This window comes from Candidatus Izemoplasmatales bacterium (assembly GCA_041649275.1).
Classification (GTDB): Bacteria; Bacillota_I; Bacilli_A; order Izemoplasmatales; family Hujiaoplasmataceae; genus UBA12489.
Window position 1 is genome coordinate 286,850 of record JBAZNL010000001.1, and the last position, 26,161, is coordinate 313,010.

At 61.9% G+C, this 26,161-nt stretch carries 28 protein-coding genes and 1 other annotated feature; of the genes, 5 read left to right on the top strand and 23 right to left on the bottom strand.

Going from position 1 to position 26,161, the window contains the following annotated elements:
• Positions 1 to 20 precede the first annotated feature (20 nt).
• Positions 21 to 220 (bottom strand) — a binding site (T-box leader).
• From WC509_01265 to WC509_01300, 8 genes are all read right to left on the bottom strand, one after another.
• The gene (locus tag WC509_01265; protein ID MFA5006086.1) at positions 216 to 1,223 is read right to left on the bottom strand and encodes a LacI family DNA-binding transcriptional regulator; all 1,008 of its coding nucleotides are present in this window, start codon (positions 1,221 to 1,223) and stop codon (positions 216 to 218) included. It overlaps the preceding feature by 5 nt.
• Before the next feature lie 145 nt (positions 1,224 to 1,368).
• A complete protein-coding gene (gene rplS, locus WC509_01270) occupies positions 1,369 to 1,719 on the bottom strand; it encodes a 50S ribosomal protein L19 (protein MFA5006087.1) in 351 nt (116 codons plus the stop codon).
• A gap of 125 nt (positions 1,720 to 1,844) precedes the next feature.
• Complete coding sequence (gene trmD / locus WC509_01275) at positions 1,845 to 2,519, bottom strand: tRNA (guanosine(37)-N1)-methyltransferase TrmD (GenBank protein MFA5006088.1); 675 nt, start codon at positions 2,517 to 2,519, stop codon at positions 1,845 to 1,847.
• Positions 2,516 to 3,019 carry a ribosome maturation factor RimM gene (gene rimM / locus WC509_01280; GenBank protein MFA5006089.1) on the bottom strand — a complete coding sequence of 168 codons (504 nt, stop codon included), beginning with the start codon at positions 3,017 to 3,019 and terminating at the stop codon, positions 2,516 to 2,518. Before rimM ends, trmD begins: the two co-directional genes overlap by 4 nt.
• Position 3,020: 1 nt before the next feature.
• Positions 3,021 to 3,932: a hypothetical protein gene (locus WC509_01285; GenBank protein ID MFA5006090.1), complete on the bottom strand. Its 912-nt coding sequence runs from the start codon at positions 3,930 to 3,932 to the stop codon at positions 3,021 to 3,023.
• Positions 3,933 to 4,020: 88 nt separating this feature from the next.
• Complete coding sequence (locus WC509_01290) at positions 4,021 to 5,247, bottom strand: cation:proton antiporter (GenBank protein ID MFA5006091.1); 1,227 nt, start codon at positions 5,245 to 5,247, stop codon at positions 4,021 to 4,023.
• Positions 5,248 to 5,263: 16 nt separating this feature from the next.
• The gene (locus tag WC509_01295) at positions 5,264 to 5,605 is read right to left on the bottom strand and encodes a hypothetical protein (GenBank protein ID MFA5006092.1); all 342 of its coding nucleotides are present in this window, start codon (positions 5,603 to 5,605) and stop codon (positions 5,264 to 5,266) included.
• On the bottom strand, positions 5,602 to 6,453 hold the full coding sequence (locus WC509_01300; protein MFA5006093.1) for an alpha/beta hydrolase-fold protein: 852 nt from the start codon (positions 6,451 to 6,453) through the stop codon (positions 5,602 to 5,604). The genes WC509_01295 and WC509_01300 overlap by 4 nt, the downstream gene beginning before the upstream one ends.
• A gap of 146 nt (positions 6,454 to 6,599) precedes the next feature.
• Between WC509_01300 and WC509_01305 the strand changes: the two genes are divergently transcribed.
• Positions 6,600 to 8,381 (top strand): sugar-binding domain-containing protein, encoded by a 1,782-nt coding sequence (locus tag WC509_01305; protein ID MFA5006094.1) that lies wholly within the window; start codon positions 6,600 to 6,602, stop codon positions 8,379 to 8,381.
• Between the two features lie 40 nt (positions 8,382 to 8,421).
• Here the strand turns inward: WC509_01305 and WC509_01310 are convergent, their stop codons facing one another.
• Entirely contained in the window at positions 8,422 to 9,141 is a 720-nt protein-coding gene (locus WC509_01310; GenBank protein ID MFA5006095.1) for a lysoplasmalogenase family protein, read from the bottom strand.
• Between the two features lie 132 nt (positions 9,142 to 9,273).
• Between WC509_01310 and WC509_01315 the strand changes: the two genes are divergently transcribed.
• Positions 9,274 to 10,386, top strand: coding sequence for an endonuclease/exonuclease/phosphatase family protein (locus tag WC509_01315; GenBank protein MFA5006096.1), 1,113 nt, complete (start codon positions 9,274 to 9,276; stop codon positions 10,384 to 10,386).
• A 39-nt stretch (positions 10,387 to 10,425) separates the two neighbouring features.
• Here WC509_01315 and WC509_01320 read toward each other — a convergent pair whose 3' ends face one another.
• The 6 genes from WC509_01320 to WC509_01345 form a co-directional block, all read right to left on the bottom strand.
• A complete protein-coding gene (locus WC509_01320) occupies positions 10,426 to 10,989 on the bottom strand; it encodes a manganese efflux pump MntP family protein (GenBank protein ID MFA5006097.1) in 564 nt (187 codons plus the stop codon).
• 127 nt (positions 10,990 to 11,116) lie between these two features.
• Complete coding sequence (locus WC509_01325) at positions 11,117 to 11,794, bottom strand: peroxiredoxin (protein MFA5006098.1); 678 nt, start codon at positions 11,792 to 11,794, stop codon at positions 11,117 to 11,119.
• Positions 11,795 to 11,953: 159 nt separating this feature from the next.
• Positions 11,954 to 13,063, bottom strand: a complete 1,110-nt coding sequence (locus tag WC509_01330) for a hypothetical protein (GenBank protein MFA5006099.1) — start codon at positions 13,061 to 13,063, stop codon at positions 11,954 to 11,956.
• A 64-nt stretch (positions 13,064 to 13,127) separates the two neighbouring features.
• Positions 13,128 to 13,682, bottom strand: coding sequence for a hypothetical protein (locus tag WC509_01335; GenBank protein ID MFA5006100.1), 555 nt, complete (start codon positions 13,680 to 13,682; stop codon positions 13,128 to 13,130).
• Positions 13,683 to 13,685: 3 nt separating this feature from the next.
• Complete coding sequence (locus tag WC509_01340; protein ID MFA5006101.1) at positions 13,686 to 14,531, bottom strand: glycosyltransferase family 8 protein; 846 nt, start codon at positions 14,529 to 14,531, stop codon at positions 13,686 to 13,688.
• 30 nt (positions 14,532 to 14,561) lie between these two features.
• On the bottom strand, positions 14,562 to 16,193 hold the full coding sequence (locus WC509_01345) for a glycoside-pentoside-hexuronide (GPH):cation symporter (GenBank protein ID MFA5006102.1): 1,632 nt from the start codon (positions 16,191 to 16,193) through the stop codon (positions 14,562 to 14,564).
• A 171-nt stretch (positions 16,194 to 16,364) separates the two neighbouring features.
• Here WC509_01345 and WC509_01350 point away from each other — a divergent pair, with 171 nt between their 5' ends.
• From WC509_01350 to WC509_01360, 3 genes are all read left to right on the top strand, one after another.
• The gene (locus tag WC509_01350; GenBank protein MFA5006103.1) at positions 16,365 to 16,685 is read left to right on the top strand and encodes a thioredoxin family protein; all 321 of its coding nucleotides are present in this window, start codon (positions 16,365 to 16,367) and stop codon (positions 16,683 to 16,685) included.
• Positions 16,686 to 16,816: 131 nt separating this feature from the next.
• A complete protein-coding gene (locus tag WC509_01355; protein ID MFA5006104.1) occupies positions 16,817 to 17,674 on the top strand; it encodes a DsbA family protein in 858 nt (285 codons plus the stop codon).
• A gap of 11 nt (positions 17,675 to 17,685) precedes the next feature.
• Positions 17,686 to 18,120: a DNA starvation/stationary phase protection protein gene (locus WC509_01360; protein MFA5006105.1), complete on the top strand. Its 435-nt coding sequence runs from the start codon at positions 17,686 to 17,688 to the stop codon at positions 18,118 to 18,120.
• An 84-nt stretch (positions 18,121 to 18,204) separates the two neighbouring features.
• On the opposite strand, the gene WC509_01365 is transcribed toward WC509_01360, so the two are convergent.
• From WC509_01365 to WC509_01400, 8 genes are all read right to left on the bottom strand, one after another.
• A complete protein-coding gene (locus WC509_01365) occupies positions 18,205 to 18,597 on the bottom strand; it encodes an OsmC family protein (protein MFA5006106.1) in 393 nt (130 codons plus the stop codon).
• Positions 18,598 to 18,740: 143 nt separating this feature from the next.
• The gene (locus WC509_01370; GenBank protein ID MFA5006107.1) at positions 18,741 to 19,265 is read right to left on the bottom strand and encodes an LURP-one-related family protein; all 525 of its coding nucleotides are present in this window, start codon (positions 19,263 to 19,265) and stop codon (positions 18,741 to 18,743) included.
• Between the two features lie 81 nt (positions 19,266 to 19,346).
• Positions 19,347 to 20,948: an NAD(P)/FAD-dependent oxidoreductase gene (locus WC509_01375; protein ID MFA5006108.1), complete on the bottom strand. Its 1,602-nt coding sequence runs from the start codon at positions 20,946 to 20,948 to the stop codon at positions 19,347 to 19,349.
• Entirely contained in the window at positions 20,945 to 22,816 is a 1,872-nt protein-coding gene (locus WC509_01380) for an FAD-dependent oxidoreductase (GenBank protein ID MFA5006109.1), read from the bottom strand. The genes WC509_01375 and WC509_01380 overlap by 4 nt, the downstream gene beginning before the upstream one ends.
• 164 nt (positions 22,817 to 22,980) lie before the next feature.
• Positions 22,981 to 23,460 carry a YbgA family protein gene (locus WC509_01385; GenBank protein ID MFA5006110.1) on the bottom strand — a complete coding sequence of 160 codons (480 nt, stop codon included), beginning with the start codon at positions 23,458 to 23,460 and terminating at the stop codon, positions 22,981 to 22,983.
• Positions 23,457 to 24,419 (bottom strand): hypothetical protein, encoded by a 963-nt coding sequence (locus WC509_01390; GenBank protein MFA5006111.1) that lies wholly within the window; start codon positions 24,417 to 24,419, stop codon positions 23,457 to 23,459. Before WC509_01390 ends, WC509_01385 begins: the two co-directional genes overlap by 4 nt.
• A 13-nt stretch (positions 24,420 to 24,432) precedes the next feature.
• Positions 24,433 to 25,197, bottom strand: a complete 765-nt coding sequence (locus WC509_01395; GenBank protein MFA5006112.1) for an EFR1 family ferrodoxin — start codon at positions 25,195 to 25,197, stop codon at positions 24,433 to 24,435.
• A gap of 15 nt (positions 25,198 to 25,212) precedes the next feature.
• Positions 25,213 to 26,067 (bottom strand): hypothetical protein, encoded by an 855-nt coding sequence (locus WC509_01400; GenBank protein ID MFA5006113.1) that lies wholly within the window; start codon positions 26,065 to 26,067, stop codon positions 25,213 to 25,215.
• Positions 26,068 to 26,161 lie beyond the last annotated feature (94 nt).

The window sequence follows — 26,161 nt, forward strand, 5'->3', positions numbered from 1 at the left end:
AAATAAAAATCGCCCTTGCATGCAAGGACGATTTGGACAAACCGCGGTACCACCCTGATTCACTCGAAAGTGCGCTCGGGAAGATAACGGATTCACCGTCTGCGGGCTTCGCAGAGACTCCCAAGCGTATTTCGCGGATTGCGGTCGCCCCGGCTCGCACCTGCCGCCGGGTCTCTTGAAGCGATGTCGCAACGCTACTGGACTTGTTCCTCGTCTTATTTCGTCGTCTGCCGGGTGATGATGTTGTGCGGCAGGACGTTGAACTTGACTTCGTTCACTTCGCCGTCGATCTCGCGCTTGAGCAATCCCATCGCCTTCGCCCCGATCTCGTTGATCGGGATGTCGACGCAGGAAAGCTTCGGCCGGGAGAGGGTGGCGTACTTCGTGTTCTGGAATCCGTAGACGCTGATGTCTTCGGGAATCCGCTTGCCCTTCTCGATCATCGTGTTGATGAAGGAGACGGCGATCGAGTCGCGGACCGCGACGATGCCGTCGACGACGTTCGCGTCGGTCTTGAAGAGTTCGTTGAAGTGGACGGTGTTGATCGAGATGTCGCCGGAGGTGCGGATCACGTTGGGGGTGAGATGCGCCTCCTTGACCGCCTTCAGGTAGCCCTCCTCCTTCAGATCGTTCACCATGTACTTGCGCGCCGTCGTGAGCAGGTAGATGTTCCTGCGGCCTTCCTGGACGAGCCGGCTGGTGATCTCGTAGGCGGCCTTGAAGTAGTCGATGCAGACGGTGACGAGTTTGTTGTCGTACGGATAGAGCGTGTTCGCGAGCACGATCGGAACCTTGTACTCGTCCTGGATCACGTTCAGCATCGCATACTGGGCTTCGTTGATCTCGTCGTTCAGATAGAGGATGCCGTCGACCTGGTTGGCGACGACTTCCTTCAGCATCTCGGCCTCGTCGATCTTCTCGTCCTTCATGACGTAGAGGAGGAGCGAATAGTTGTATTTGCGGGCCTCGACGGCGATGCCGTTCAGCATCTCGGCGACGGAGGCGCGCGACATGTCCGGAACGATCACGGCGACGGTCGTCGACTTCTTCGAGGCCAGTCCCTTGGCGAACGCGTTCGGCTTGTATCCGAGGTCCTTGATCACCTTGAGGACGCGATCGCGGGTTTCCGGTTTCACCTTCTGCGGATTGTTCAGCGTCCGGGAAACGGTGGCGAGCGACACGTTGGCGGCGTAGGCTACGTTGTAGATCGTGGCTTTGTTCATGGAAATGACCAACCTTTCCTCATTTTCGCCCATATTCTATCATTAACCGCAAGCGGTTTCAATGCCTTTGCGTCAAATCATGAAAAAATTTTCATAGTTCTTTCATCGCCAAAAAAAAGACGCCCTCACGGACGTCTTTCTTCGGTTATGAACGCTTTTCCTTGATACGGGCCGCTTTGGCGGAAAGGCCGCGGATGTAGCCGAGATTGGCTCTGCGGACCTGACCCCTGCGGGCGACCTCGATCTTCTCGACCATCGGCGAATGGATCGGGAAGGTCCGTTCGACGCCGATGCCGAAGGACATCTTGCGGACGCAGAAGGTCTCGCTGGTTCCCTGACCCTGACGCTTGATGCAGAGGCCCTCGTACATCTGGATGCGCTCTTTCGAGCCTTCCTTGATCTTGACGTACACCTTGAGGGTGTCTCCCGGACGGAACTCCGGGACATCGGTCTTGAGATACTGTTCGGTGACGCTGTTGATGAATTGCTGCGACATGGGTTTCACTCCTTCGATGTGTGACTTCCGCGGTTCACGGAGGATTCCGGCGGAACGGCGGCGATGCTGGTTCTGGCAGCGTTAGTAATTATATCATAAAGACCCATGCAAATCAACAGATATCGTCAGCGCTTCTTGAGCAGGTCGGGACGGCGTTCCATCGTACGTTTAAGCGACTGTTCGCGGCGCCATCTGTCGATCTCCGCGTGGTTTCCGGAAAGCAGGACGTCGGGGACGCGCATCCCCATGTACTCGACCGGACGGGTATACTGCGGATGCTCGAGCAGGCCGTCGTAGAAGGAATCGTGCGGTGCCGATTCGGGCGAACCGAGCACTCCCGGCAACAGTCGGATGACGCTGTCGGCGATCGCCATCGCGGCGATCTCGCCGCCGGTGAGGACGTAGTCGCCGATCGAGATCTCGAGGTCGACGAGGCTGCGTACGCGTTCGTCGAAGCCTTCGTAATGGCCGCAGATCATCACGAGGTGGTCGGCTTTCGACAGCCGGATCGCCTCGGCCTGGTCGAACGGCCGGCCCTGCGGGGTGAGGAGGATCTTGACGGCCCGTTCGATCCCCGCGATCGACTGGAGGGCGCGGTGGATCGGCTCGACGGACAATACCATCCCGGCGCCGCCGCCGAAGGCGTAGTCGTCGACGTGGCGGTGCTTGTTGGTCGCGAAGTCGCGGAAATCGACGATCTCGATCTCGACGGCGCCCAGTTCCCTGGCGCGTTTCAGGATCGATTCGCCGAAGACGCCGGCGAACATGTCGGGGAACAGGCTGAGAATCGTGATCTTCATAGGAGGCCTTCCATTTCCGCGACGACCACGGTCCGCGTCTCCATGTCGACGGAAGGCACGAGTGCGTGCACAAACGGGACGAGCGCCTTGGTGCCGTCGCTCTTCCTGATCTCGAGGTAGTCGCCTTGGGGATACGTACGGATGCCGTCGACGACGCCGACGGCGACGCCGCCTTGCCGGACCGAAAGGCCGATCAGGTCGGTCGCGCGGAACTCGTTCGTCCCGAGGGCGACCGGAGCGGTCTCCTCGGCGAGCAGGACGAGTCCCTTGTACGGCAGGACCGATTCGATCGTGTCGTGGCCGCGGAAGGTCACGAGGTCGAAGCCGCGATGCGGACGGTAACTCCGGACGACGAGCTCGACGCGCCCGGCGGGGGCGTCGAGGACCACGACGGCTTCCGGGGCGTAACGGTCGGTCGCGAAATCGGTCGACGTCGCGACGCGGACCTCGCCCTTGAGGCCGTGGGTGTTGACGATCCTGCCGATCGGAACGAGCGCCATCTCAGAATCTCCGCGTCTTCTTCGCCATGAAGCCTTTGGGCGTGCGGTCGACGTTGTAGATGCCCCAGTGCTTCTCCGGTTCGATCGGGTCGCCGCCGCCCTTCCAGGGCTCGTCGAAGGCTTCGAAGATGAACATCGTGACCTGGTTCTCGCGGCTCCACTTCTCGACCTGGGCGAGATAGTCGGCCTGCTGCTCCTCGCCGACGTCGTCCTTGTCCATCTGGTCGTTGCAGGAGGTCGCCCAGCCGAACTCGGTGAAGATGATCTGCTTGTCGGGATAGGCGGCCCGGTTTTCCTCGAAGTCGCGGATGTTGACCGCGAGCGCTTCGGGCAGATGCTTGCGGAGCCATAGCGGGTACGAATGGATCGAAAGGAAGTCGACTTCGGCTGCAAGCGGCGCGCAGCGGGTGCGCCACGCATAGGCGCCCTCGCAGAACGTGATCGGCACGTCGGTGAGGGTGCGCAGATAGCGGACATGCGAAGCGAGCGTTTCCGACGCCATCAGGTTCGGATGCCATTCGGACGTGTTCTCGTTGCCGACGGCGATCGCCAGGACGATGTCCTTGTACCGGTTCGCCAGTTCGGCGAGCCGGTCGAGTTGACGGATGTTCTCGATCTTGTTCCGTTCGATCTCCGCGTCGGAGTGGAGTCCGCCCCACGGGCAGTTCGGATTGGAGATCTCGCCTCTCGGTTCGATCCCGATCATCACCTTGAAGGGCAGTTTCTCTTCCTCCACGACGCGCAGAACGGTACGGGCGTATTCGGATACGTCGTACATGCGGAGATAGTCGAAATGCGGTTTCAGGATGGTCAGGTCCTCAAGGACCTGCGCATATGTTGGATAGACGCGCGTAATGGGGCTCTGCCCCTCGCGGTATCCGGAATAGCAAACGCCTCTGCCGAATTTGATCATGGTCATCCCTCCGAGCAATACAAATTGTAACATACACCCCGCGATTATTCAACACACAGAAAAAAGGACGGGATTTCTCCCGTCCGCATCAGCTTTCCTTGGTGATTTCGCCGGCTTTCTTCAAGGTGATCTTGGTGATGAAGGGGCCGACCAGTTCGTAGATCAGGGTCGCGCACAGGATGATCGCGCGAATCATCGCGGCGGTCTCGGCGTCGAGGATCTGGACCGCGACGAGGCTGAGGCCGATCGCGACGCCCGCCTGCGGTACGAGCGCGTAACCGAGCAGTTTCGACACGACCGGCGGCGACTTGCTGATCTTCGCGCCGAACCAGGCTCCGAAGATCTTGCCGGCGACGCGCAGGAGAACGTAGATGACGCCGATGATGCCGATCTGCGAGAGCACCGAGAGGTTGAGGTCGGCGCCGTTCAGGACGAAGAACATGATGAAGATCGGCGGCGTCACGAAATAGATGAGTCCGTTCACGGTCTCGTAGACGGGGCTCAGGTTGGCGAACACGCCTCCCATCGCCATGCATGCGAGCAACGGCGATCCTCCGGCCAGGTCGGCGAGGTAGACCGTCATGAACACCGCCGCGACGACAAGCGAGATGCGGTTGCCGCGTCCGGTGAACCACTTGCATCCGAAGACCACGATGAGACCGATCGCGCCGCCGATGCCGAGCGACATGACGATTTCCCAGATCGGTTCGAGAATCTGCAGGATGATCGGAGTCGACGTGCCGGTGCGCGAAAGGGCGTTCGCGATCGCGACGAAGATGCCGAAGAACATGATCGCCGTGCCGTCGTCGAGCGCGACGACGCTCATCAGCGTTTCGGTGAGCGGGCCTTTGGCCTTGTACTGGCGGACGACCATGAGCGTCGCCGCCGGCGCCGTCGCCGCGGCGATCGCGGCAAGCACGAGCGCAAAGCGCATGTGGAAGTTGTCGAGTTTGCCGGCAATCCAGAAATACAGGACGAGCCCGCCGAGGACGAACAGGATCGCGAACAGCGACTCGAGCGTGGCGATGATGATCGGCCCGGGGCCGACGCGTTTGAAATAGGACACCTTCAACTCGTTGCCGATCGAGAAGGCGATGAACCCGAGCGCCACGTTCGACACGATGCCGAGCGCGTCGATCGCTTCCTGCGAGATCAGTCCGTCCCCGAAGACGAGTCCGAACAGACTCGGTCCGAGGATCAGCCCGCCGACGAGATATCCGGTGACGTTCGGCATCCGGAGCGCCTTCGCGATCTTGCCGAAAAGCAGTCCCACGATCAAAACGATCGCGACGAAAAAGAGTACTTTCAAATCCATGTCACATCACGCTTCCTTACTTCTTGTAGCCTTTGACGGATTCGATAGGCAGAACGAAATAGATGCCCGAATTCGGTTTCGACAGGTCGCCGACGACCTTGTCGATGATAGCATCGACGACGGCGACCTGCTCGTCCTCGAGCGCCATCATGATCACGCGCGACTCGGCGCGAGGGTTGTCGAGGAAGGCGCGCAGGGAGCCGAACAGGTCGAAGCCGAGGTCGTCGTTCTCGGCGAGCTTGCGACCCATGCCGGTGCTGTTCAGGATCGTCGCGCCGCGGATGCCGGACTCCTTCAGGCGATGGAGGAAGGGGTCGAGCTGGTTCGTGTCGTTCATCACATAGATCATCAGTTTCATCGTTGGTCTCCTTGTCGGTTCGACATCTCTTCACGGTTGGTGGTATCGGGAAACGCCCACCGGACGAATCCGGGGAAGCGGTCTTGCCAGAACAGTTCGGTGTGGCGGGCGATCGGGTCATAGACGAAATTGAGCGCGTCCGTCTTCAGCCGTCGCCTCAGCGCGCGCCAAAGCCGGTGCGCCTGCATCGCGATCGCAAGCGATCCGATGCGGCCGGGCTCTTCGCGTCCGCCGACGTCGACGTGGATCCGGACGCCGGCGAGGTCCTCCGTGCGGATCCGCGCGAGGGCGTCTTCGGCGATGATCCAGAACGCCGGCGACATGACGCCGAACACCCCGAAGACATCCGGGTGGGCGAGCGCCGCGAAAAGCGTGATGTTCCCGCCGCAGGAACTGCCGCACATGCCGTTGTGCGCAGAATCCGTCATGGTGCGATAACGCGTGTCGATCGACGGCTTCAGCGTCTTCGCAATCCATTCGACGAACGCCTCTCCCTCGGCGACCGGCGCCTTCTTTCCAAGATACCTGCGAACGCGCCCAAGTCCGCGCGGATCGTAGGCGTGGGTGTACTCGTTGATGCGGTCCTCGCCGCCGTTGTCGATCCCGACGACGATCAGTCCGGCGGTTTCCCCCGCCGCCTGCATGCGGTACAGGGTTCGGCCGACATCCCACGAATAGCCGCTGTATTCCGACGGATCGAAGAGGTTCTGGCCGTCGTGCATGTAGAGGACCGGATAGCGCCGGTCGGGACGTTCGTCGTAGCCTTCGGGAAGCATGACCCGAATCGTACGCGAACGACCGTTGAACTCCGTCACGAAGTTTTCCTGATGCAAGATGATGCCGTCCATGCCATGCACTTCCCATCGACCTCCATTATACACCCGGGAGACATTCGTCGATCCGGGAAAACATTCGGAACGATCACAATTCGCACGGCTCGGAGCGGACCAAACGATGGTATAATCGAAGTACGATGAAGAAGGCAGGTGCGCCGATGAACGACGAACGCATGACCCGATCACGCTATACCGATGCCGTCGATCGGCATCGCCCCCTCGACGTCTATCCGAACCCGATGCTGGAACGCGCTTCATGGATCAACCTGAACGGAATCTATCGTTATGCCATCGTTCCGGAAGGGAGTCCCGAACCGACGGAGTATGAGGGAGACATCCTCGTTCCGTTTTGCGTCGAAAGCCCCCTGTCCGGCGTCGGCCGGCCGCTCGAACCCGGGCAGACGCTCTGGTACCGCCGCACGTTCGATGCTCCTTCGCTCGCGGGGGACGAACGGCTGATCCTCCATTTCGAGGCCGTCGACGATCGTACGGAGGTCCTCCTGAACGGCCGCTCGCTCGGCATCCACGCCGGTGGCTACGAACCGTTCTCGTTCGATGTCACGGATCGTCTCGCGCCCGGCGAAAACGTCCTTGTCGCCGCCGTCTCGGATCCGTCGGACGCCGGCGGTCAGGAGCGCGGAAAACAGGTCCTGAAGCCCGGAGGGATCTGGTACACCGCCACGTCCGGCATCTGGCAGACCGTCTGGATGGAGGTCGTGAACGCCGTCCGCGTCGCGGACCTCGTGATCCGTCCGGACTATGATCATGCCGAAGTCGGCATCCTGCCGAAGCTCTCGTGCGCGTCGGATGCGAGGATCGTCCTCTCGATCCGGGGCGGCGACGGTCCGATCGTCTCGGCAGACCTCGCCGAAGGAGAGTTCACGCACGTCGCCATGCCGGACTTCGTCCCCTGGTCGCCGGAACGGCCGTTCCTCTACGAGATCGAAATCGACGTCGTTTCCGGCGGCCGCGTCCTCGACCACGTCAGAAGCCATTTCGGGATGCGGAAGATCGCCCTCGGACATGACGCCGCGGGACTTCCGCGCATCCTCCTCAACGGACGGCCTTATTTCCAGGCGGGCGTTCTCGACCAGGGTTACTGGCCCGACGGGCTGCTCACGCAACCGACCGACCAAGCGCTCGTCGACGACATCCTCGCGATGAAGGCCCTCGGCTTCAACATGCTTCGCAAGCACATCAAGATCGAGTCGCGGCGCTGGTACTGGCACTGCGACCGGCTCGGGATGCTCGTCTGGCAGGACATGCCGTCGGGCGGCGAAGGAGCCCTCGGCAAATGGCTGGGAGCCATCCGTCCCTACGCCTTTCCGCGGCTTCCGATCAGCGACCGCCGCTACGCGCGCTTCGGGCGTTCGTCCGAATCCTGCCGAACCCGATTCCTGAAAGGCCTCGAGGCGATGGTGGGACGGCTCTCATGCCATCCTTCGATCGTCTGCTGGGTTCCGTTCAACGAAGCCTGGGGTCAGTTCGACGCCCGGAAGACGGCTCTCTACGTCCGCTCCCTCGATCCGACCCGGTTGGTCGACCACGCTTCCGGATGGTATGACCAGAAGGGCGGGGACCTCAAGTCGATCCACCGCTACATCCTCGCGCCCAAGGCGCCACGCCCCGAACCGCGCCGCGCGTTCGTCCTCTCGGAGTTCGGCGGGTACAGCCGCCTCGCGGAAGGTCACGTATGGAATCCCCGGGGATCCTTCGGCTACCGCATGTATCCGACGGCGGCGGCGATCACCGACGCCTACCGGACGCTGCTCGCGGAACAGATCCTGCCGCTCGTCGGATTGGGTCTGTGCGCGACCGTCTATACGCAGCTGTCCGACGTCGAACTCGAAGTCAACGGGCTTCTCACGTACGATCGCGAGGTCGTCAAGCTCGACGCCGAGGTCGTCCGGTTCTGGAACGAAGCGCTGAAGCGGGCATGATGAAAGGAAGGCGGCTCCCCACCGGGAACCGCCTTCGTCGTCATGCCATCATGATGAGCGAGAGCGCGATCAGGATCTGCGCCCCATAATACGTCGTCAGGTTCCAGACGACATAGGGCGCCGTCTCCTTGTCCTTGAAGTAGATCTGCGACAGGATCACGTCGGACACGGCGAACAGGATGCCGCCGACGGCGAGCGCCAGGGTCCAGTCGGCGCCCGACCCCGAATCGATCCAGCCGAACAGCGCCTGCACGCCGAACAGGAAGACGACGAAGGTATACGCCAGGCTTGGGATCCGGAGCGCGCCCCAGTTCATGCGAAGAACCTTGGCGCCCGCGAAAATCGCCCCCGTCAGGAGGATCGCGGCGACGAAGACCCAGACGTTCAGGCCGTAGCGGACGAACAGCGCCGCAAGGTAGAACAGGTGCCCGAGGGCGAACGTGATCGTGCCGCCGAGAATGATCCTTTCGTTCTCTTCCTTCGGTCGCAGGGGCCGGAGTGCCAGATAGAGATCGCCCATGAGTCCGAGGACGAGTCCCGCGAACAGCAGTGCCGCATGCAGCAGATTCCCTTCGGACGGCGAGGCGCCGCGGAAGAGGAGCGACGATGCGGCGAGAAGGATGAAGCCGAAGCTGGCGAACCCCTTGAAGAAGAGCGCTCCGAGATGGCGGCGCTTGACTTCGAGCACGATGAACAAAGCCGGCGCGAGCACGGCGAGCACAAGCAAAACGACGAACAGGAACACGGTCATTTCCGACATCGACATCCCCCCTGTGAAATCCCTTACGTTCATTATATCAGGAATCGGCGGTTTCGACGCATCCGTTTTCGACGGATGCGTCGAAACGCGCGTTGTAGTATAATAGGATTATATGAACGGAGGTCGGTTCCCGTGTTCAAACGCATCCTTCGCATCCTTCTGCTTCTGATCGTGGTCGTGGTCCTCGCCGCGGTCTCCTTCGTCGTCACCCTGCAGGTGACCGAGTTCAATCCACCGGCGGTCGAATCGCTCCTCGTCAGCAACATGCCGACATCGAACGTCGATCCGGTGGAACTTGAAAGCGGCGTCACGATCAAGATCATGACCTGGAACCTCGGGTACGCCTCGCTCTCGCAGACCGAGGACTTCGTGATGGACGGCGGCGTCAAGGGCCGCATGGACTCCCGCGCGGAAGTCGAGGCGAACATCGACGGCATCGGCGACACGCTTGTCGATGCCGCGGCCGACGTCTACTTCCTGCAGGAAGTCGACGAGGGATCCGACCGATCGTACCAGACGATGCAGTACACGACCTACGGCGAACTGCTGTCCCGGCCTTCGGTCTACGGCATCAATTACCGCTGCCTCTTCGTCCCCTTCCCGTTCGACCTCTCGCAGATGATGGGGAAGGTCGAAAGCGGGATCGCCACGTTCTCGCGATTCACGCGCCTGCAGGATGCCGTACGGATCCAGCTCCCCGGTTCCTTCTCGTGGCCGCTGCGGCTCGCCAACCTCAAGCGTTGCATCACCGTGATCCGTACGCCGATCGAAGGATCGGACCAGTTCCTCGTCCTGATCAACGTCCATCTCTCCGCCTATGACGACGGGACGATGCGGGTTCAGGAGATGGCGGCGCTCCGGCAGGTCGTGAGCGACGAGTACGAAGCCGGCAACTACGTGGTCGTCGGCGGCGACTTCAACCAGACGTTCCCCGCCGCCGTGAACGAGGTCGACGGGGAAACCCAGTACCTGTTCGAGCTGCGAGACCCGTCGTACTGGGAGGCGTTCGCGATGGACGGCGCCTGGTTCACCGAGAACGGCTGGCATTACGGGATCGACCTGACCACCCCGACGTGCCGCCTGCTCAACCGGCCGCTCGACCTCGAGGACCCCGCGAACAACCAGTACTACCTGATCGACGGCTTCATCGTCTCCCCGAACGTCGAGATCCTCTCCGTCGAGACCCTCGACCTCGGCTTCCGCAACAGCGACCACAATCCGGTCGTGATGACGTTCCGGTTCTAGATAAAGAATCGTCCGGCCACCCAGGCCGGACGATTCTTTTCATCGGAGGATGCCGAGGTGGACGAGCAGGATCCGAAGACCGATGAAAATCAGGATGGCGCCGCCGATCACGCCGGCGCGCCGGCGGACGAAGGAACCGATCCGCCGTCCGAGCAGAAACCCGGACAACGACAGGACGAAGGTCACGAGGCCGATGATGCCGGCCGCCAGCCACACGTCGACGGCGACGAACGAGAACGACAGTCCGACGGCGAAGGCGTCGATCGACGTCGCGACGCCGAGCGCCAGCAGCTCGCCGAGCCGCAGCGAGAGGTCGCACGCCTGGGTTTCGGGTCTCAGGCTTTCGAGGATCATCTTGACACCGATGACGGAAAGCAGCGCGAAGGCGATCCAGTGGTCGAAGCCGGCGACGACGTCGCTAAACGCGGTGCCGAGATAATACCCGCCGACAGGCATCAGGAACTGGAAGGCGCCGAAGCAGAGTCCGATCGAAAGACCGGTCAGCGCATGATGGGCCTTCATTCCGACACCCTTGCAGACGGCGACCGCGAAGGCATCCATCGAGAGACCGATTGCGATCAGAAGCACTTCCCACCAAGCCATAGGATCCTCCGAGGAAAAGGGACGCGTGCCCAAGGCATGCGTCCCGTCAGGGACCCGGCACCCGGTCCGGCTCCCGTTCGAGACAGGAGCATTCTACCAAACGCCGGGGTGGTCCGTCAATCTTTTTCTACTTCTTCTCGCGCTTGAAGCAGAGGAACCAGTCGAGGCAGTACGTGTCGGCAGATTTCGATTCCATGCGCTCCTTGGCGACGCCGCAGGATCCGGCCGTCGGCACGATCGTGTCCTGGCCGGGACGCCAGTCGGCGGGGGTCGCGACATGGTCGGCGTCGGCCTTCTGGAGGGCGATGACGATGCGCTTGATCTCGTCGAAGTTGCGTCCGGTGGAGAGCGGGTAGTAGAGGATCGTGCGGATCGTCCCCTCGGGGTCGATCACGAACACGGCGCGGACCGCCTGGGTGTTGGACTGGCCGGGCTGGATCATGCCGTACTTGTTGGCGACGTCCATGCGGATGTCCTCGATCAGCGGGAAGGTGACCTCGATGTTCTTGAGGTTCTTCCATTCGAGCTCCTTGATCTTGCGGAGCCAGGCGATGTGGGCGTAGAGCGAGTCGACGGAGAGTCCGACGAGCTCGGTGTTGAGCGCCTTGAAGTCGTTCTGCATGCTGGCGAAGGTCATGAATTCGGTGGTGCATACGGGGGTGAAGTCAGCAGGATGCGAGAACAGGATGACCCATTTCCCCTGGTAGTCATCGGGGAAGTTGATCGGTCCCTGCGTCGTCTTGGCGGTGAACTGGGGGGCCTTGTCGCCGATCAGCGGCATGCGGTTGTACGTGACGTTTTCCATGGTTTCATTCAATCTCCTCTCGTGAAAATTAGTTAGTTTCCGCTAACATCATATCACGAATCGGCAATCGTGAAAAGCGATTTGCAAAAAATAGGCGCCGTTCGACGGGATATCGGTCGAACGGCGCTTCTTCGATGGGGTGAAAGCGGACGAAGACGTTCAGCCCTTCAGCTTCAGGGCCCTTCCCATCTTCCGTAACTGCCGGTCGTTGTTCCGAACCGATAGAATGCGACGGATCGGCGCCTTCGGATCGTGGAGGAACGACGTGCGCAGATACGTTCTGAGCGTACGTCTCAGGTCGCGGGGCGAAACCGGGTGGGCATACTGGATGACGAGGTCGTTGCAGTGTTCCGCACTGATCTCGCGGCGGGTCGTTTCATCGACGTTCGGCACGTAGTAGTCCATGTCGACCTCGAGGAACATGCGGCTGAGCCACCAGGGCTTGTATGCGGCATTTCTTTTCTCGACCTCGGCGAGCAGATACTGGTCTTCCGTACAACGGTCGCGAAGGCACTTCAGCGCGAGCGTGCCCAATCCTTTCGCGCGCGCTTCCTCCTTGAGGAAATGATACAGGATCACGACCGCGTTCCCGATGCTCTGCGTCAGCATCCCGCCGACGACCGCATCGTCGCCGTCGACGATGAAGTCGAACCGATAGGGGTGTTGACCCCGATCGTCGAAGAACCGGCGAAGCTTTTCGAAGGTATCGTTGTTGAAATCGATCTCGAAGCACTTTTCATAGACGCCGTACCAGACGGAAAGATCCTCGACGGTCTTGACTTCGCGCAGTCTTGCCCGGTGTTCGGCCTCGAGATAGAACCTGTCCATGAAGAAGATGAATCCGGCGTCCCAGCCGTACCAGTCCTCCTTCCAGGTCTGGCGGAAGTTCTCGCGGGCGAAGAATGTGCGGATCGTGCGGGTCCAGCCGACGAGCTGGTCCTCGTCGCAATGCTTCCTGTCATCGACATAGAAGATGTAGACGCGTTCGAAGATGTTCAGAAGCGACGCGAAGGCGATCTTCTCCTGTTTCTTTTCCGCTTCGGTCAATTCGACGGGTTGCCGGTCCGGGATGTCGAACACGTCAAGTCTCGGCCGTTCGAGGCACATCTTCATGTAGTCCAGGAACTTGTCGTCGATGTAGTCGAAGGTTTCCTTCTCGCGCATCATGTTCTTCGATTTGAAGAAGAGGACGGTCGAGGACACGGCGCTGATCGCGACGATCATGAAGGTGATGAGTTCGGTGACGAATTTCACTTGATCCCAAGTCATGTTGTTCCTCCTGTGCGGGGATTCGTTCCCGGATTTCCCGATGGACGGTTCCGTTCGGCGCGGTTCATTCGAAGAGCGTTCGCAGAATCGCGTCGCAGTCCCTTACGATGTCGTCGACCTCGATGTAGGGCAGCTCGTAGAGTTCGGTCTCGAGCTTGATGCGTTCGCTTTCGTCGATCATGTAGGCGACCAGCTTCCGCATCTCCTTCGGCGGGTAGGAGAGGAACCAGGCGTTCTCCATCTCCTTCGCGTGCGTCAGGATCTCCCGCATCTTGACGTCCGGATCGGCGGTCCGGTAGCCGAGGAATACGAACCGGATCCGGCCGGGATACTGTTCAAGGAGCTTTGCGGCGAACTCCGGCTGGATGTGGACGCCCTCGACGACCTGGTCGAAGCCGTTCTCGATCATGGTCCCGATCAGACCGACAAGGTAGGGTTCGAGCTGCTTCGACACGACCTTGTCGTCGGCGTCGGGATCGATCCGGCGATGCGGATCGCCCTTGGCGAGCGTCATCATGAGGTAGTCGGTGGAGAACACGGAGATGCTCCGTTCCTTCAGGATCCTGCGGGCGACGAAGGTCTTGCCCGCCTTCGCGACGCCGGCGACGACGTAGATCACTTTTTACTCCCAGCCGGTGAGGTCGAGGCGTTCCAGCGCTTCGCGCCAGAACACGTCGAGCTCGCCGACATAGTCGGGTTTCCACGGCTTGTTGCGGCCGCAGTAGTGGATGATCACGCCGTGCCTACGAACCCAACCGAGGTCCAGCTTCGGTTCCTTGAGCGGACGGCGCAGGTTGTAGAGGCGCATGTAGCGGTCGGACAGGTTGTAGCGGCGCGAATCGACCATCACCGAGCGATCGCCGTAAAGCGCTGAAAGCACGTCCTGGTCGGGCAGAACCAGAACGGCCTTGTTCCTGCGGATGTAGTCATAGATGCGTTCGGGGTCGACGATGGCGCGCAGCACCCGCAGGTTCATGAGCAGGATGCCGCTGTTGACGTATGGCGCCTTGCGGGGCATGCCGAGACGGATCGCGTTGAAGTTCCGCCACCCTTTCGTCACGTGCGAGCAGCCGACGAAGGCATCGTCGCCGAGCGGATGGTCGTACAGTTCGGCGATCGGGTTGATCACGACGATGTCAGGATCGAGGTACAGCACGCGATCGAGATCCGCGGGCAGATAGCGGCTGGCCAGAAGCCGGTAGTAGATCTCCAGCGGATAGCGCTTGGTCGTCGGTGCGCCCGAAAGCGAATCGTCGTCGATCAGGATCGGCAGGAAGCGGACGCGCTTGCCGCCGACGGCGGCGAGGACCTTGTCGAAATGCTCCTGACGGAGCCGCTTGTGCATGATGTAGACGTCGAACGATGCGTCGGGTTCGACGTGAAGAAGCGAACCGAGGAGCGCGGCGAGCTGCTTGAGATAGCCCGCATCGAGCGTCACGAGGATCGCGTAGGTGCGTGAGGATCCCATCGGTCGGCGACCACCTTTCCGGTTTACCGCTCAGGCGGCGTTCTTGGCCGTGATCTCTTCGTAGTACTTCTCGTCGATGATGTATTTCTTCCGAAGCACCACGTAGGATCCGCCGATGAGCGCGGCCGGCAGGATCGTGATCGCGAGACGCAGCACCAGGCGGGCGCGCAGGTTCGCGCTCGCAAGGTCATGGAAGACGCTGTCGGCGGCGGCGTTGATCGACATCGTCCAGATCGCCGCTTCCGCGTCGTAGGTGAAGACCTCGTTGGTGGGATCGGCGATGGCGGCGTAGATGGCGGCCTTTTCGGCGTCTTCGATGTCGATGTTGTCGAGGATCGCGACGCCGTCGTTGGCGTTATCGATGAACGCGACGCGTTCGACGGCCGTCAGGTTGTCGAACGTATTCTTCAGGTTCTCGAGCGCGCTCACGTTCTGACTCATCACGTATACGCCGGAAGCGAGCAGGATGACGACGAACACGACCTGTTCGATCGCGCTGCCGAATTTGGCGACGAACGGCCGGAGTGCGAAGATGACGGCTTCGTTGCGCTTGCCGGTCTTGTGCTGGTTGTACTCGATCGTGTTCGTCATGTTCACGATCAGAACCATGTAGAAGATCGCCTGACCGGCGAACACGAAGGCGCCGAACGCGCAGACGAGCCAGACGTTGATCGGCAGGATGTCGGTCCATCCGAGCAGAAGCAGCATGCCGTATCCGAAGACCGTGGCAATCAGGGAGTAGGTCAACAGCCGGCGCCGACTGAAGCGTCTGGCGAGCGCGGCGTAGAATCCCTGGATCGAGAAGGTCGAGACCGCGAAGGTCACGATGAACGCCATCGTGAGCGAACCGTCGTAGCGGATCTCGAGATAGAAGAAATTGTATCCGAGGGTGACCAGCAGGTTCGAGCCGACGGTGTAGAGGACGAGCGCGAGCGAAGCCCAAAGCAGCTGGTCGTTCTTGAAGATGATCGAGAACATCTGCTTGAGACCGACCTTCTCCGCCTGGACGTCGGCTTCCGCCTCGCGCGGTTCCTTGACGCCGAAGACGGTCAGGCAGGTGCAGGCGAGGAAGATGACGACGAACAGGATCGAGGCGGTGCGGTACCCGGCGACCGCGTTGCCGACGGTCGTGAAGGCGACGAAGGCGTTGGCGATGAAGGCGCCGACGCCGGCGAAGACGACGACCATCGTGGTGATCACGTCGCGATCCTTCTTGTTGCGCGACAGCGCCGGAATGAGCGACCAGTAGGGGATGTCGTTCAGGGTGAACGCCGCTTCCCAGAGCAGGTAGATGATCGCGAAGAACACGACGAATCCCCAGCCGCTCGGGCGGAAGTTGAACATGACGAGGATCACGATGCTGGTCAGTACGCCGCCGATCAGGATCCACGGGCGGAACTTGCCCCAGCGGGTATGGGTATTCTCGACGATCGAGCCCATGAACGGGTCGTTGACCGCGTCCCAGATGCGGCCGATGACGAGCATCACGCCGATCACGCTGAACTGTTCCTTCGTCAAGCCGAGACCCGAGAACTGGATGTAGGTCATCAGGAAGGTGGCGACCAGCTGGTAGATCATGTCGCGGCCGATTCCGCCCAGACTGTAGTTCCACTTGTTTCTACGAAGCAGTTTCTTTTCGACTGTCAAAACATCCGAACCCATACATGTACCTCCGTTTGACTCTCGCGAAGAACGACCCGAGGCCGTCGCCGTCACGTCTTGTTTCTAATTATATCAATTCCGACGCCGAATTCACAGAGTCGATCCGTCGAAAAATCGTGCAACCATGACGCAAACCGCGAAGATGTGATATATTAGAGGGTGGGTGATGCTATGAAAAAAATCCTGTCGCGCGCCGACCTTCTCGAACTGCGGCGCGTCCCCCTCGCGATCGTGATCGCCAAGGGGCACACCTGCCCCGCATGCATTCCGGTCACCGAACGGATCGCTTCGCTCGCCGCCCGCTATCCCGCCGTCGCCGCCTACGAAGTCTGGATCGAGGACGTCCCCCAGTTCCGGGGCGAATACCTGATCTTCAGCGTGCCGACCGTCATCGTGATCCAGGTCGGCAAGGAACTCCTCCGCCAGTCCCGCTACTTCGACTACGAAAAGATCGAATCGCTCCTCGCGTTTTCCACATTCCAAGCCGACTGAGTCCGTCCGTGCATGAGTCCCTGCACGGACGATTTGCTTCTTCGGGGTGAAAAGCGTCGCCGAGCGCATCTTTTGACATGCGTCGATTCCATCGTCTATAATGGGATGAAGCCGAACCTGGAGGTTGTCCGATGGCCACCACGCCGAATCCGACCGAACGCATCAAGATGCTCTACTTCACCGACCCCGTCTGTTCCCACTGCTGGGCGCTCGAGGGGACGATGAACCGCTTCAAGCACGAATACGCCGCGGTTCTCGACGTCGTCACCGTCATGGGCGGGATGTTCGACGACCCGCTCTCGAAATCCGAAGCCGACGACATGGCCGAACACTGGACCGAGGTCGGCCTGTACTACAACATCCCGATCGACGGCCGAATCTGGAAAACGACGGGTGTCGCGACGACCTGGCCGGCGAGCATCGCCTTCCTCGTCCTCGACGGCAAGGATCCCGTACGGGCGGCGCGGTTCCTCCGCATCGTCCGCGAAGCCGTCTTCCTCGAACGCCGGGATATCGGCGACAGGGCGGTCCTGGCCGACCTGCTCCGGAAGGTCGGCGCCGATGCGGACGCCGTCGTCGAGTTCGCGTACTCTCCGCAGGGCCGCGATCTGCTGCTTGCGAACATGAAGCCGATGGTCGAACTCGGGATCGAAGGCTATCCCGCCGTCGTCTTCATGAACGATGCCGGCGAAGCCGTCAAGGTCGTCGGCGCGCGTTCCTTCGAGACCTACCGCAAGGCGATGCTCAAGATGATGAAATCCGGCACCGAGCCGTCCTCCGCCGGCGCAGAGCCGCTCTCCGCCCTCGTCGAGCGGATTCCGACCCTCTTCGACAACGAGGTCGAGAAGATCTACGACGTCCGGAAGGACGCGTTTTCGGCCTTCGTCGCCGCTTCCCTCCCCGCCGGAACCTATGAACTGGGCGAAACCCTCGGCCATCGCTTCGTCCGGCACGTCGGCCGCACGACGCCCTACGGCAACCCCGTATGAAAGGAGCACGAATGAACAACACGACGCAGGCGCTCAACCGCCGGGTCGCCGACTTCGGCGTCCTCTTCGTCAAACTGCACAACTACCACTGGCTCGTCACCGGTCCCCATTTCCACCAGCTCCACGCCCTCTTTGAAACACTCTACGACGAGGTCGCCGAGCGGCTCGACGAAGTCGCCGAGCGGATCCTGCAGCTGGGCGGCGTCCCCTTCGCGACGCTGAAGGAATTCCTCGCCCAAACCTCGATTCCGGAGGCGCGCGGCAACGAGACGCCGACGGAGATGGTCAACCAGACGATCTACGACTTCACGACTGTAAACGAAGCCGTCCGCGAGGCGATCCGAACCGCCCAGACCGACGGCGATGAAGTGACCGCCGACCTCCTGGTCGGCATCTCGAAGAGCTTCGAGAAGCATCTCTGGATGCTCGGTGCGCTCGAGAAGTAGGCACCCGCGACCCCCATTACGAAAAAGGACAGAATCCGGATGCACCGGTTCTGTCCTTTTTGTTCACGGTTTCGTCGCGGAGCGCTATGCGAACACGACTTCCAGACGGATTTCGGCGACCTTCGAGACGGTCGCGTGGATCGAACAGTATTCGGCTCCGAGTTCGGCGCTGCGCCGGATTCCGACCTGATCGGCGGCGCCGGTCACGGTCAGCCGGATCTCGACATGGTCGAGGGTCGGAGGCGTTTCATCGCGTTTGTGACCCGAGATCGTCAGTTCGGCTTTGTCGAATGTCAGGCGCTTCTTCTTCGCGATCGACAGGAACGTCGAGTAGAAGCATGACCCGAGGGCGCCGAAGAGAAGATTGTAGGGCGCGAGCCCGCCTTCGACCTGACCGATCGGGACGGTTCCTCCCGACGCGACGAGCTTGCCCTTGAATCCGTCTTCGAATTCCAGTCTGACCGTTTCCACATCCATGGGGCGTTTCTCCTTTCGCCGCTCCGTGATGCCGAAGCGGTCGTGACGACGTCGCCCGCGGCACGCATGCGGGGCGACGGTTGAAGCGCGAGTGACGCGGATCGTCCGGGAATCTGCCCCGCATCCGCGATGACGGTTGATTCTCAGTGGGAACCGCCGATATGGATCGTCGCTCCCGACTTGCCTTCGTTGTCGTGAAGACAGTCGTCGATCATCACGACGAGGGCGACGAAGAACGCGACGTTCTCCTCCGCGTGCACGGCGATCTCGTACGAATCGCCCCACGAGATCCATTTCTTGCGGAATTCGACGACCGTTCCGGCGGACGAGGAGATCTGGAATTCGTGCGCGAAGAAATCGCCCTCGATCGTGTAGTCCCCGTACCGGCTCTCGATGTCGAGCTTCTGCTTGAGCACGGTGAAGCGTTTCCGCACGGTCGCGACCTCGTTGCCGTCGGGCGCGGTCAGATGGTAGACCGGCAGCAGCGTCAGGAGCTGCCGTTTGATCGTGAACAGGGCCTCGTTCTTCGCGGAATCGTAGAAATCCATCCGGTGGGTGAACGAGAACATCTTGCCTTCGCAATGGAAAACCACGTTCTGGCCGCCGTCGTACACCTTGTATCTGTCGGTCAAGCTGAATACCTTCTGCTTCAGATAGAACGTCTTCATGAAAGCCCTCCGATCATGCCGTCAACGCACCTTGCGTTTGACAGTGCCATTATACCGCACATGCGATCGCCGCGCCATCGCTCAGCGCGATTTTTCCGCATGCGCACGACGCGTTTTCTTCGCACGCTTGAGGACCGCGTCGGCGGCGAGCTTGCCGGTGAGGATCGAAACCGGCAGCCCGGAGGGTGCGAACGTCCACTGACCCGCCTGATAGACGTCCGGAAGCGGCGTCATCACCGTCTTCTGGATGCTGGCGAACCCATGTTCGACGGGCATCGGACGATTCGTGAACGACCACCCGGTGATCGCCCCCTGGTAGCTCCCGACATCGCGCGCGATCGAAAGCGGCGTCGACGAGAAGATCCCGGAGATCCTGCCTTCGAGCATGGGGAACGCACCACCGACGAGCGCGTCGACGGTGAGCCGCTCGCCGCGCTTCTTGAACTCCTCGTACAGGCCTTCCGCCTTGATCCGTTCGACGAGCCGGTAGTCCATCAGGACGGAAACGATCAGACCCGTCCTGCCGGCCGGCGCGAGCGCCGGATCGCGCAGGACCGGAATCGAGATCTCGTAGGTGGTCTTCTGGAAATACTCGGCGAGGCCGACGGGCAGACCGGAGGCGTCGCGGAGCGAAGGATCGATCCGATCCGCGGTCTTTCCGAGAATGCCTTCCGCGACCGGCGAGTAGAACGAATGCGCGCCGCAGACCCGGGCGAATTCGGACGGGTCGGCGTCGACGGAGAGGTACACGGTGAAGATCGAATCGCCGCCGACGAGGCCTTCCAGCGCCTGTTTCCGTGCGCGGACCGCGGGCGAAAGCGACGCTTCGGGGATCGCCCGATACATCGCCTTCATGTCGCCCGCCCAGACGAGGCGGTCGTAGCCGAGGATCTCCCCGCCGGCGGTCGCGACCGTCTTCGCAGCGGGATCGAGGGCGACGATCTCGGTGCCGGTGCGGATCTCGACGCCGTGGTCGCGGGCGTACTTCTCGACCGCCCTGACGAGCGTGCCGGTGCCGCCGCGCGGATAGTTGTAGTCGAGGTAGAGGCTGAAGTAACTGAGCGCGAAGAATGCCGGCGTCTCGCGGAAGAAATGCTGCGTGATCATGCCGATCAGCGCCTTGTTCGTCGTGAAGCGGGATAGATGGTCGTCGATCGGATCGGTCAGTTTCCCGGCCTTCCTGATGTTGCGGTTGTACCGGAACAGCCACGGAAGGAGCGTCTTGAAGACGTACTTCGGATCGTCGATCGCATCGAGGAACAGCGGATTGTCGATGCCGTACAGAACGTCCATGTAGCCCATCACCTTCCTGATCTCGAGGATGATGGAGCGGACTGCATCTGCGTCTTCGGGGAATTGACGGATGAGCATCGCCTCGTAGTCGGCGATGCTCTCTTCGCCGCCGAGGTAGACGAAGTCGCGGCCGATGCCGACGGAAACCGGGCTGCGGACGAGATCGACCTCGATCCCGAGCTGTTTCAGCATCGGCTTGACGATGCCGGAATTCTCGAAGGCGCGGATCCCGCCGTCGAACGTGAAGCCGTCGCGCTCGAACGACACGACGAGACCGCCGAGATGGTCGGCCCGCTCGCAGAGCAAGGTCTTCATTCCGGCGCGTCCGAGGTAGCTGGCGGCGGTGAGGCCGGCGATGCCGCCGCCCACCACGATTGCATCATATCTCATCGTTTCGGTTCTCCTTCCCGCAGGGGGGTCGTCAAATGCAGGGCGATCGGTCCGATCGCGACCGGATCTTCCCCGCCGAGTTTCAGCACGCAGCGCGATTCGCAGGTGCGGAGGAACGCATCCCGCGCGTCCGGATCGACCGGAAGCGCCATGACGAGGCGGCGGGCGCCGGCGAAGTTCCCGACGGCGACGCGCCGGTTCATCCCGCGCACGTCGAAGATGGCGTGGTCGACGCAGGTCGGATGCTCGCAAAAACGGCACCGGGACGCCTGGCGCATGATCGTCCGTTCCGGTTCGGGGACATCGGCGTTCAGCCGGTCTTCGGTGAACGGGTGGGGGACGATGCGGACGACGTTCTTCTGTGCCGGATCGTACCTGAAGACCGGAAGCCCCCGTTTCCGCAGGATCGCGTTGGCGGCCGAGAGCCCCGATGTCGTGACGGCCGGGGTCCCGGTCCCCATCACGGTCGATTCGCCGCAGGCGAAGACGTTCTTCCATTCGGTGCGGATGTGCAGCCGGCGGAACATGTGCTGGCCGAGGCGCTGCTTCGGTCCGGCGACGGCGCCCCCGCGTTTCATCGCGTAGCGCTCGATCGTCGCCGGCGTTCCCACTTCGGCGTGCCGGACGTGTCCGGCGATGCCGGGAAAGCGGCGTTCCAGCACCTCGAGGAGCCGTGCGCGTTCCGCCGTCTTCAGAGCCGCATAGGCCTTGGGGTCGGAGCGGTCCCAGGTCTCGAAGCTCGGTCCGATCGCCATCACGACGTGGGCGTCGGAGGGGCAGAGGGTGCGGTCGTCGATGGACGGCACGTATACGGTGACTTCGGTCTCATCGATGCGGGCGGGATTGCCGACGAGCATCTCGACCGGGAGCGTTCCTTGGGGAATCGCGGCGGCGTCGACGAGCGCGTAGAGCATCACCGACGGATAGGTCGGCTCGAGTCGCTCCGCCCAGGCGATGCGGCGCTTCTTCGCCTCGTGACGAACCAGCCTGCCGTAGAAGTTCCAGACGCTGCCGGCGTGGACGACCTCGTCCGATTCGACGAAGCCGCCGCCGGCGAGTTCGACGCCCGTGGCGCGGCCGCGGTCGAAGGCGATCCTGACCGCCTCGCGTTCGAGCATCATCGTGCCGCCGTGCTCCTCGATCGACTTTTCCAGGCGGCCGACGAGCTGCAGCGTCGACCCCGCGGGATAATAGCTGCCGCCGACGTGGTTGTCGACGAACATGACCGCGGCGAGGATCGCCGGAGTCTCCTTCACCGTCGTATAGCAGTACGTCGAGGTCAGCTTGTCGAAGAAGCGGAAGATCGCAGGGTCCTTGAAATAACGCCGAAGGAGGGTATCGGCGCTCAGGTTGAGATAGCTGAGGAAACGGAAGTAGGAGAGCGGATGACGGAGCAGACTCTTCAGACCTTCCTTGGGATCGGTCTCCTCGGGGGAGGTATAGGTGGGCGTCTCGACCATCACGTGCCGGTAGATCTGCCCCATGTCGGCGTAGAAGCGGAGGATGTTCCGTCTTTCGGACGGGAACACTTCCCCGAGTTCGTCCGCAAAGCGGTCGAGATCGGCCCAGAAGTTGATCCGTCTCCCGTCGTAGACGACGCAGTACAGGAGGTCGTGCTTGATCATCGAGATCGGCTCTTCGAGCGAGTTCATCACGAAGCGGTGCGGATTGAATCCCGACGGGCCCCACCCATAAAGCATCGAGGATCCGTAGTCGAAGGTCGCCCCGTCGCGCTTGAAGACGCCGCAAGATCCTCCCGGCATATAGTTTCTGTCGATGACCGCGACTTTCAATCCCCGTTTCGCGAGCAATGCGGCGGCCGTCAGTCCGGATAGTCCGGCGCCGATCACGCAGACGTCGTATCTCATGGTTTACGCTCCTCCAAGATGTCGAATCTTCACAATGAAATCCCCATTTACACCATTGTAGCAAATCCGGCGCGAAAATGCATCGCGGATGCCGAAAAACGCGTTCGCTTCGGCATCGGGGGATGAAAAAGGCTTCCAGCGGTCCGGAAGCCCTGCATGGCCGATCAACGATCGGCGAAGTAGTCCGACCCGATGAGATAGCCGACACCGTAGGCGACGCTCAGCCGCCACAAAAACCGCTTGACGGATCCGATCTCGGCTTCGCCGTCGAGGTAGGAAGCCATCAGATCCCGGTACTCGCGCTTCTCCGCTTCCGCGGCGACGCGCTTGAAGTAACCCCAGACGTGGGCCGCCGCGTTCGCCCGCATCTGCGGCGCGCACGGCGTCGCCAGGGCAAGGTCGACGAGTCGATAGAATTCCGCGACGGGATAGCCGGTTTTGTCCCGCAGAAGTCCGCGGATCGACTGATAGATCCGCGGCGACCGCTCCAGCACGGCGTACTTGTAAGCCCCCCACTCGCGCTCGAGGAGGGCGATCCGACGGTCGGACCCTTGCGCCGCAAATGCGGCGGCGCGGGCCGCTGAGCGGCTTTCGGCGGTTCTCGGCGTCGGTTCCGGCGCCCGCGTTCCGGTCGTCATATTCATGATCTGCCCGCCCGGCGCATCAGTCGGACGACGAGGAAGGTCAGCCAGTCGGACGGGCGCCCCTTGGCGGAAAACCCGCCGTCGCTCCACGCCTTCCAGTCGGATTCGGGGGCATAGATGCCGTCGGGTCCCGCCTTGGCGGCGATCACCTCGAGCATGTCCGCGAAACGCGCATCAGCGCGCGTGAAGGGATAGCGCGACAGGGTGTCCGCGACCTGCATGATGTCGTACCAGACGAACGGGACCTTCAGCTTGCGGAAATCGGTTCCCATGTAGAACATGTAGGGGTGTTCCGCGCGGCTGCGTTCCCAAAGGCCGAGCAGCGCCTCAACGCCGGCGGCGGCTTCCGGCCGCGCCGCGGTATCTGCGCGTTCGGCCGCCAGGCGGAGCATCGCGAGCGTCGAAAACGGACACGGATCCTGCTTCCTTCCGGGACCGCGCCACGTGCCGATCGACGCCGAGAGCGCGCACGGCCAGCCGTTGTCACGACAACGGTCGAACAGGGCATCGATCCCCTTCCGGAGACCGGGATGGTCCCCGTAGCCGAACGCGACGAGCGCCCGCATCGTAATCGGCGCGTCGCAGAGCGCCCAACCGGCGATCGCGTCCACGCCCACCGCATGCTTCGTCGTCAGGGTCGGGACGCCGTCGCCGTCGAGGGTCGCGAGGATCCGTTCGGCGACGACGCCGATGCCGGGATCGGCGCACGTCAGGCCGACATCGGCCAGAAACGCAAGCTTGTGGTAGGGTTGCGATGAACTCTTGTGGCTGTTCAGCACGCCTTCGGGCCAGGCGGATAGTTCAGTCAGGATCCCGTGGACGAGCGGGTGCGAGAGCGTCGCCTTGCGCGCCGCGACGACCTCGGGATCGTCGATGGCGAACCCGCGCAAATCGATCAGAGTCCGATAGCGGGTCCACGGTTCGGGCGAGTCGGTCAATCTTACGATGTCGGTCGTCATCGGCGCCACCCCATCAACGGAGGTCGGGGTGGACATAGCGGCGTTTCCCGACGGTCCCCTTCCCGTAATCGATCGCCCCCACGGGACAGCGGTTGATGCAGGCGAGGCACTGCGTGCATTTCCTCCCCCAGACGGGAAGCGGGTCGAGGCGGATCGTATGTACCGGACAGACGCGTTCGCACAGGCCGCAGCGGATGCAGGCGTCGGTGACGCGGAACGGCGCCGTAGTGACGGCGAAACGGCTGAAGAGGGGATGGATCAGGGTCGACATCAGCTTCGGCCGGGATCCCGTCAGAAGCATGCGGGCGCCGGGTTCGCGGCGCGTGACCGCATCGGCGATCCGCTCCAGGCGGACGTCGGCCGCCGCGAGGATGCGGTCCCGCTCCTCGGGGGCGTCGAGCTCGTAGCCGAGCAGGTAGTTGTTCGGCATCGCGACCGTGAAGGCGCCGTCGAGGGTGAGGCCCTTCTTCCTGAGCGAACGTTCGAGGACGGCGGCGGTGTCGCCCTCCTCGGCGCCGCAGGTCGAGACGCAGAAGACGTACGAAGGAACGCCTTCGACGCGGAGGTCGCGGATGAAGTCGGAGACGATCCGCGGCATGCCCCAGGCATGGATCGGATAACAGAACCCGAGCCGTTCGCCGGGCGTCGGGCGAAAGACGGGATGGGCGCCCGCGGCGTCGCGTTCGACGGCGATCGGGCGGACGGCGTCGCCGGTGAGACGGGCGACGGCGTGCGCGGCGTGAAGCGAGTTTCCGGTTCCGGAGAAACAGTAGATCATGGTCGATCCTCCCAGTTATTGCGGGTAATGGGTGACTTGCGGCGGCGCGATCAGGGCGAAGGTCGCCGAGTTGATCCGGTAGGTGTTCGAACCGACCGCCTCGATCTGTTCGGGATTGGTGAAGTAGAGGTGCGACACGCCCTTGACCTTGACGCCGAGAAGGCTCGTGACGCAAAGCTGGATCACGATCTTGGAGAACGCGTTCACCTTCTCCGACAGGAAGAAGTCGGTCTCCTTCGGAGTGATCAGGTTGATGATGACGTTGTGGCGCTTGGTGGTCTCGTTGTAGAGAATGAAGACGTCGGTCTCGTCCGCGCCTCCGCACGGACGGAAATCGAAACGGGAGCCGTCGCGCTCGAACGACAGGCGTTCGATCGCGATCCCCGACACGTACTTGCCTTCGAGGACGCGGAAGGGAATCTTCATCGACGTGAAGCGGTATTCCCGCCGGTCTTCGCAGACCGCCGCATCGTCGATGCGGGCGTCGACCATGTGGAATTCCATCGTCCGCGGATCGACGTAGCGTTCCACGTAGCGTTCCGATTCGTCGTAGATGAGCATCCGGTCGATGAACTCGATGATCGAGTAGTTGCTCGAGGCGAAGGTGAGTTCGCGGAAGAGTTCGGCGCGGCGGTTGGTGTCGTCGTTGATCCGGCTCGCGGTCCGGTTGTGGGAATAGATGAGCAGCGAGAACAGCGAACTGGAACAGAACGACGCGAACGCGACGATGAGCATCGCGATCCGGATCCCGATCACGTCGAAGGTATCGGCGAGGAAATCGCCGAACGCGAGCGCGACCACCGACAGCACGAAGACGACGGCGCTGACGACGATGATGATGATTGGGAGATTGAGGTCCTTTCGGTTCATGGAGGATCCTTTCCGCAGTTCGCATGCGTTTCTTTCACTGACTGTGATTATATCATGAACGCCAGTCTTCCGCGATGGGTCGGAGCGCATTTCG

Coding starts and splice junctions, on each gene's coding strand:
- WC509_01265 (MFA5006086.1), bottom strand. CDS start 1,223: ATGAACAAAGCCACGATCTACAACGTAGCCTACGCCGCCAACGTGTCG.
- rplS (MFA5006087.1), bottom strand. CDS start 1,719: ATGTCGCAGCAATTCATCAACAGCGTCACCGAACAGTATCTCAAGACC.
- trmD (MFA5006088.1), bottom strand. CDS start 2,519: ATGAAGATCACGATTCTCAGCCTGTTCCCCGACATGTTCGCCGGCGTC.
- rimM (MFA5006089.1), bottom strand. CDS start 3,019: ATGGCGCTCGTTCCGATCGGCAGGATCGTCAACACCCACGGCCTCAAG.
- WC509_01285 (MFA5006090.1), bottom strand. CDS start 3,932: ATGATCAAATTCGGCAGAGGCGTTTGCTATTCCGGATACCGCGAGGGG.
- WC509_01290 (MFA5006091.1), bottom strand. CDS start 5,247: ATGGATTTGAAAGTACTCTTTTTCGTCGCGATCGTTTTGATCGTGGGA.
- WC509_01295 (MFA5006092.1), bottom strand. CDS start 5,605: ATGAAACTGATGATCTATGTGATGAACGACACGAACCAGCTCGACCCC.
- WC509_01300 (MFA5006093.1), bottom strand. CDS start 6,453: ATGGACGGCATCATCTTGCATCAGGAAAACTTCGTGACGGAGTTCAAC.
- WC509_01305 (MFA5006094.1), top strand. CDS start 6,600: ATGAACGACGAACGCATGACCCGATCACGCTATACCGATGCCGTCGAT.
- WC509_01310 (MFA5006095.1), bottom strand. CDS start 9,141: ATGTCGGAAATGACCGTGTTCCTGTTCGTCGTTTTGCTTGTGCTCGCC.
- WC509_01320 (MFA5006097.1), bottom strand. CDS start 10,989: ATGGCTTGGTGGGAAGTGCTTCTGATCGCAATCGGTCTCTCGATGGAT.
- WC509_01325 (MFA5006098.1), bottom strand. CDS start 11,794: ATGGAAAACGTCACGTACAACCGCATGCCGCTGATCGGCGACAAGGCC.
- WC509_01330 (MFA5006099.1), bottom strand. CDS start 13,063: ATGACTTGGGATCAAGTGAAATTCGTCACCGAACTCATCACCTTCATG.
- WC509_01340 (MFA5006101.1), bottom strand. CDS start 14,531: ATGGGATCCTCACGCACCTACGCGATCCTCGTGACGCTCGATGCGGGC.
- WC509_01345 (MFA5006102.1), bottom strand. CDS start 16,193: ATGGGTTCGGATGTTTTGACAGTCGAAAAGAAACTGCTTCGTAGAAAC.
- WC509_01350 (MFA5006103.1), top strand. CDS start 16,365: ATGAAAAAAATCCTGTCGCGCGCCGACCTTCTCGAACTGCGGCGCGTC.
- WC509_01355 (MFA5006104.1), top strand. CDS start 16,817: ATGGCCACCACGCCGAATCCGACCGAACGCATCAAGATGCTCTACTTC.
- WC509_01360 (MFA5006105.1), top strand. CDS start 17,686: ATGAACAACACGACGCAGGCGCTCAACCGCCGGGTCGCCGACTTCGGC.
- WC509_01365 (MFA5006106.1), bottom strand. CDS start 18,597: ATGGATGTGGAAACGGTCAGACTGGAATTCGAAGACGGATTCAAGGGC.
- WC509_01370 (MFA5006107.1), bottom strand. CDS start 19,265: ATGAAGACGTTCTATCTGAAGCAGAAGGTATTCAGCTTGACCGACAGA.
- WC509_01375 (MFA5006108.1), bottom strand. CDS start 20,948: ATGAGATATGATGCAATCGTGGTGGGCGGCGGCATCGCCGGCCTCACC.
- WC509_01380 (MFA5006109.1), bottom strand. CDS start 22,816: ATGAGATACGACGTCTGCGTGATCGGCGCCGGACTATCCGGACTGACG.
- WC509_01385 (MFA5006110.1), bottom strand. CDS start 23,460: ATGAATATGACGACCGGAACGCGGGCGCCGGAACCGACGCCGAGAACC.
- WC509_01390 (MFA5006111.1), bottom strand. CDS start 24,419: ATGACGACCGACATCGTAAGATTGACCGACTCGCCCGAACCGTGGACC.
- WC509_01395 (MFA5006112.1), bottom strand. CDS start 25,197: ATGATCTACTGTTTCTCCGGAACCGGAAACTCGCTTCACGCCGCGCAC.
- WC509_01400 (MFA5006113.1), bottom strand. CDS start 26,067: ATGAACCGAAAGGACCTCAATCTCCCAATCATCATCATCGTCGTCAGC.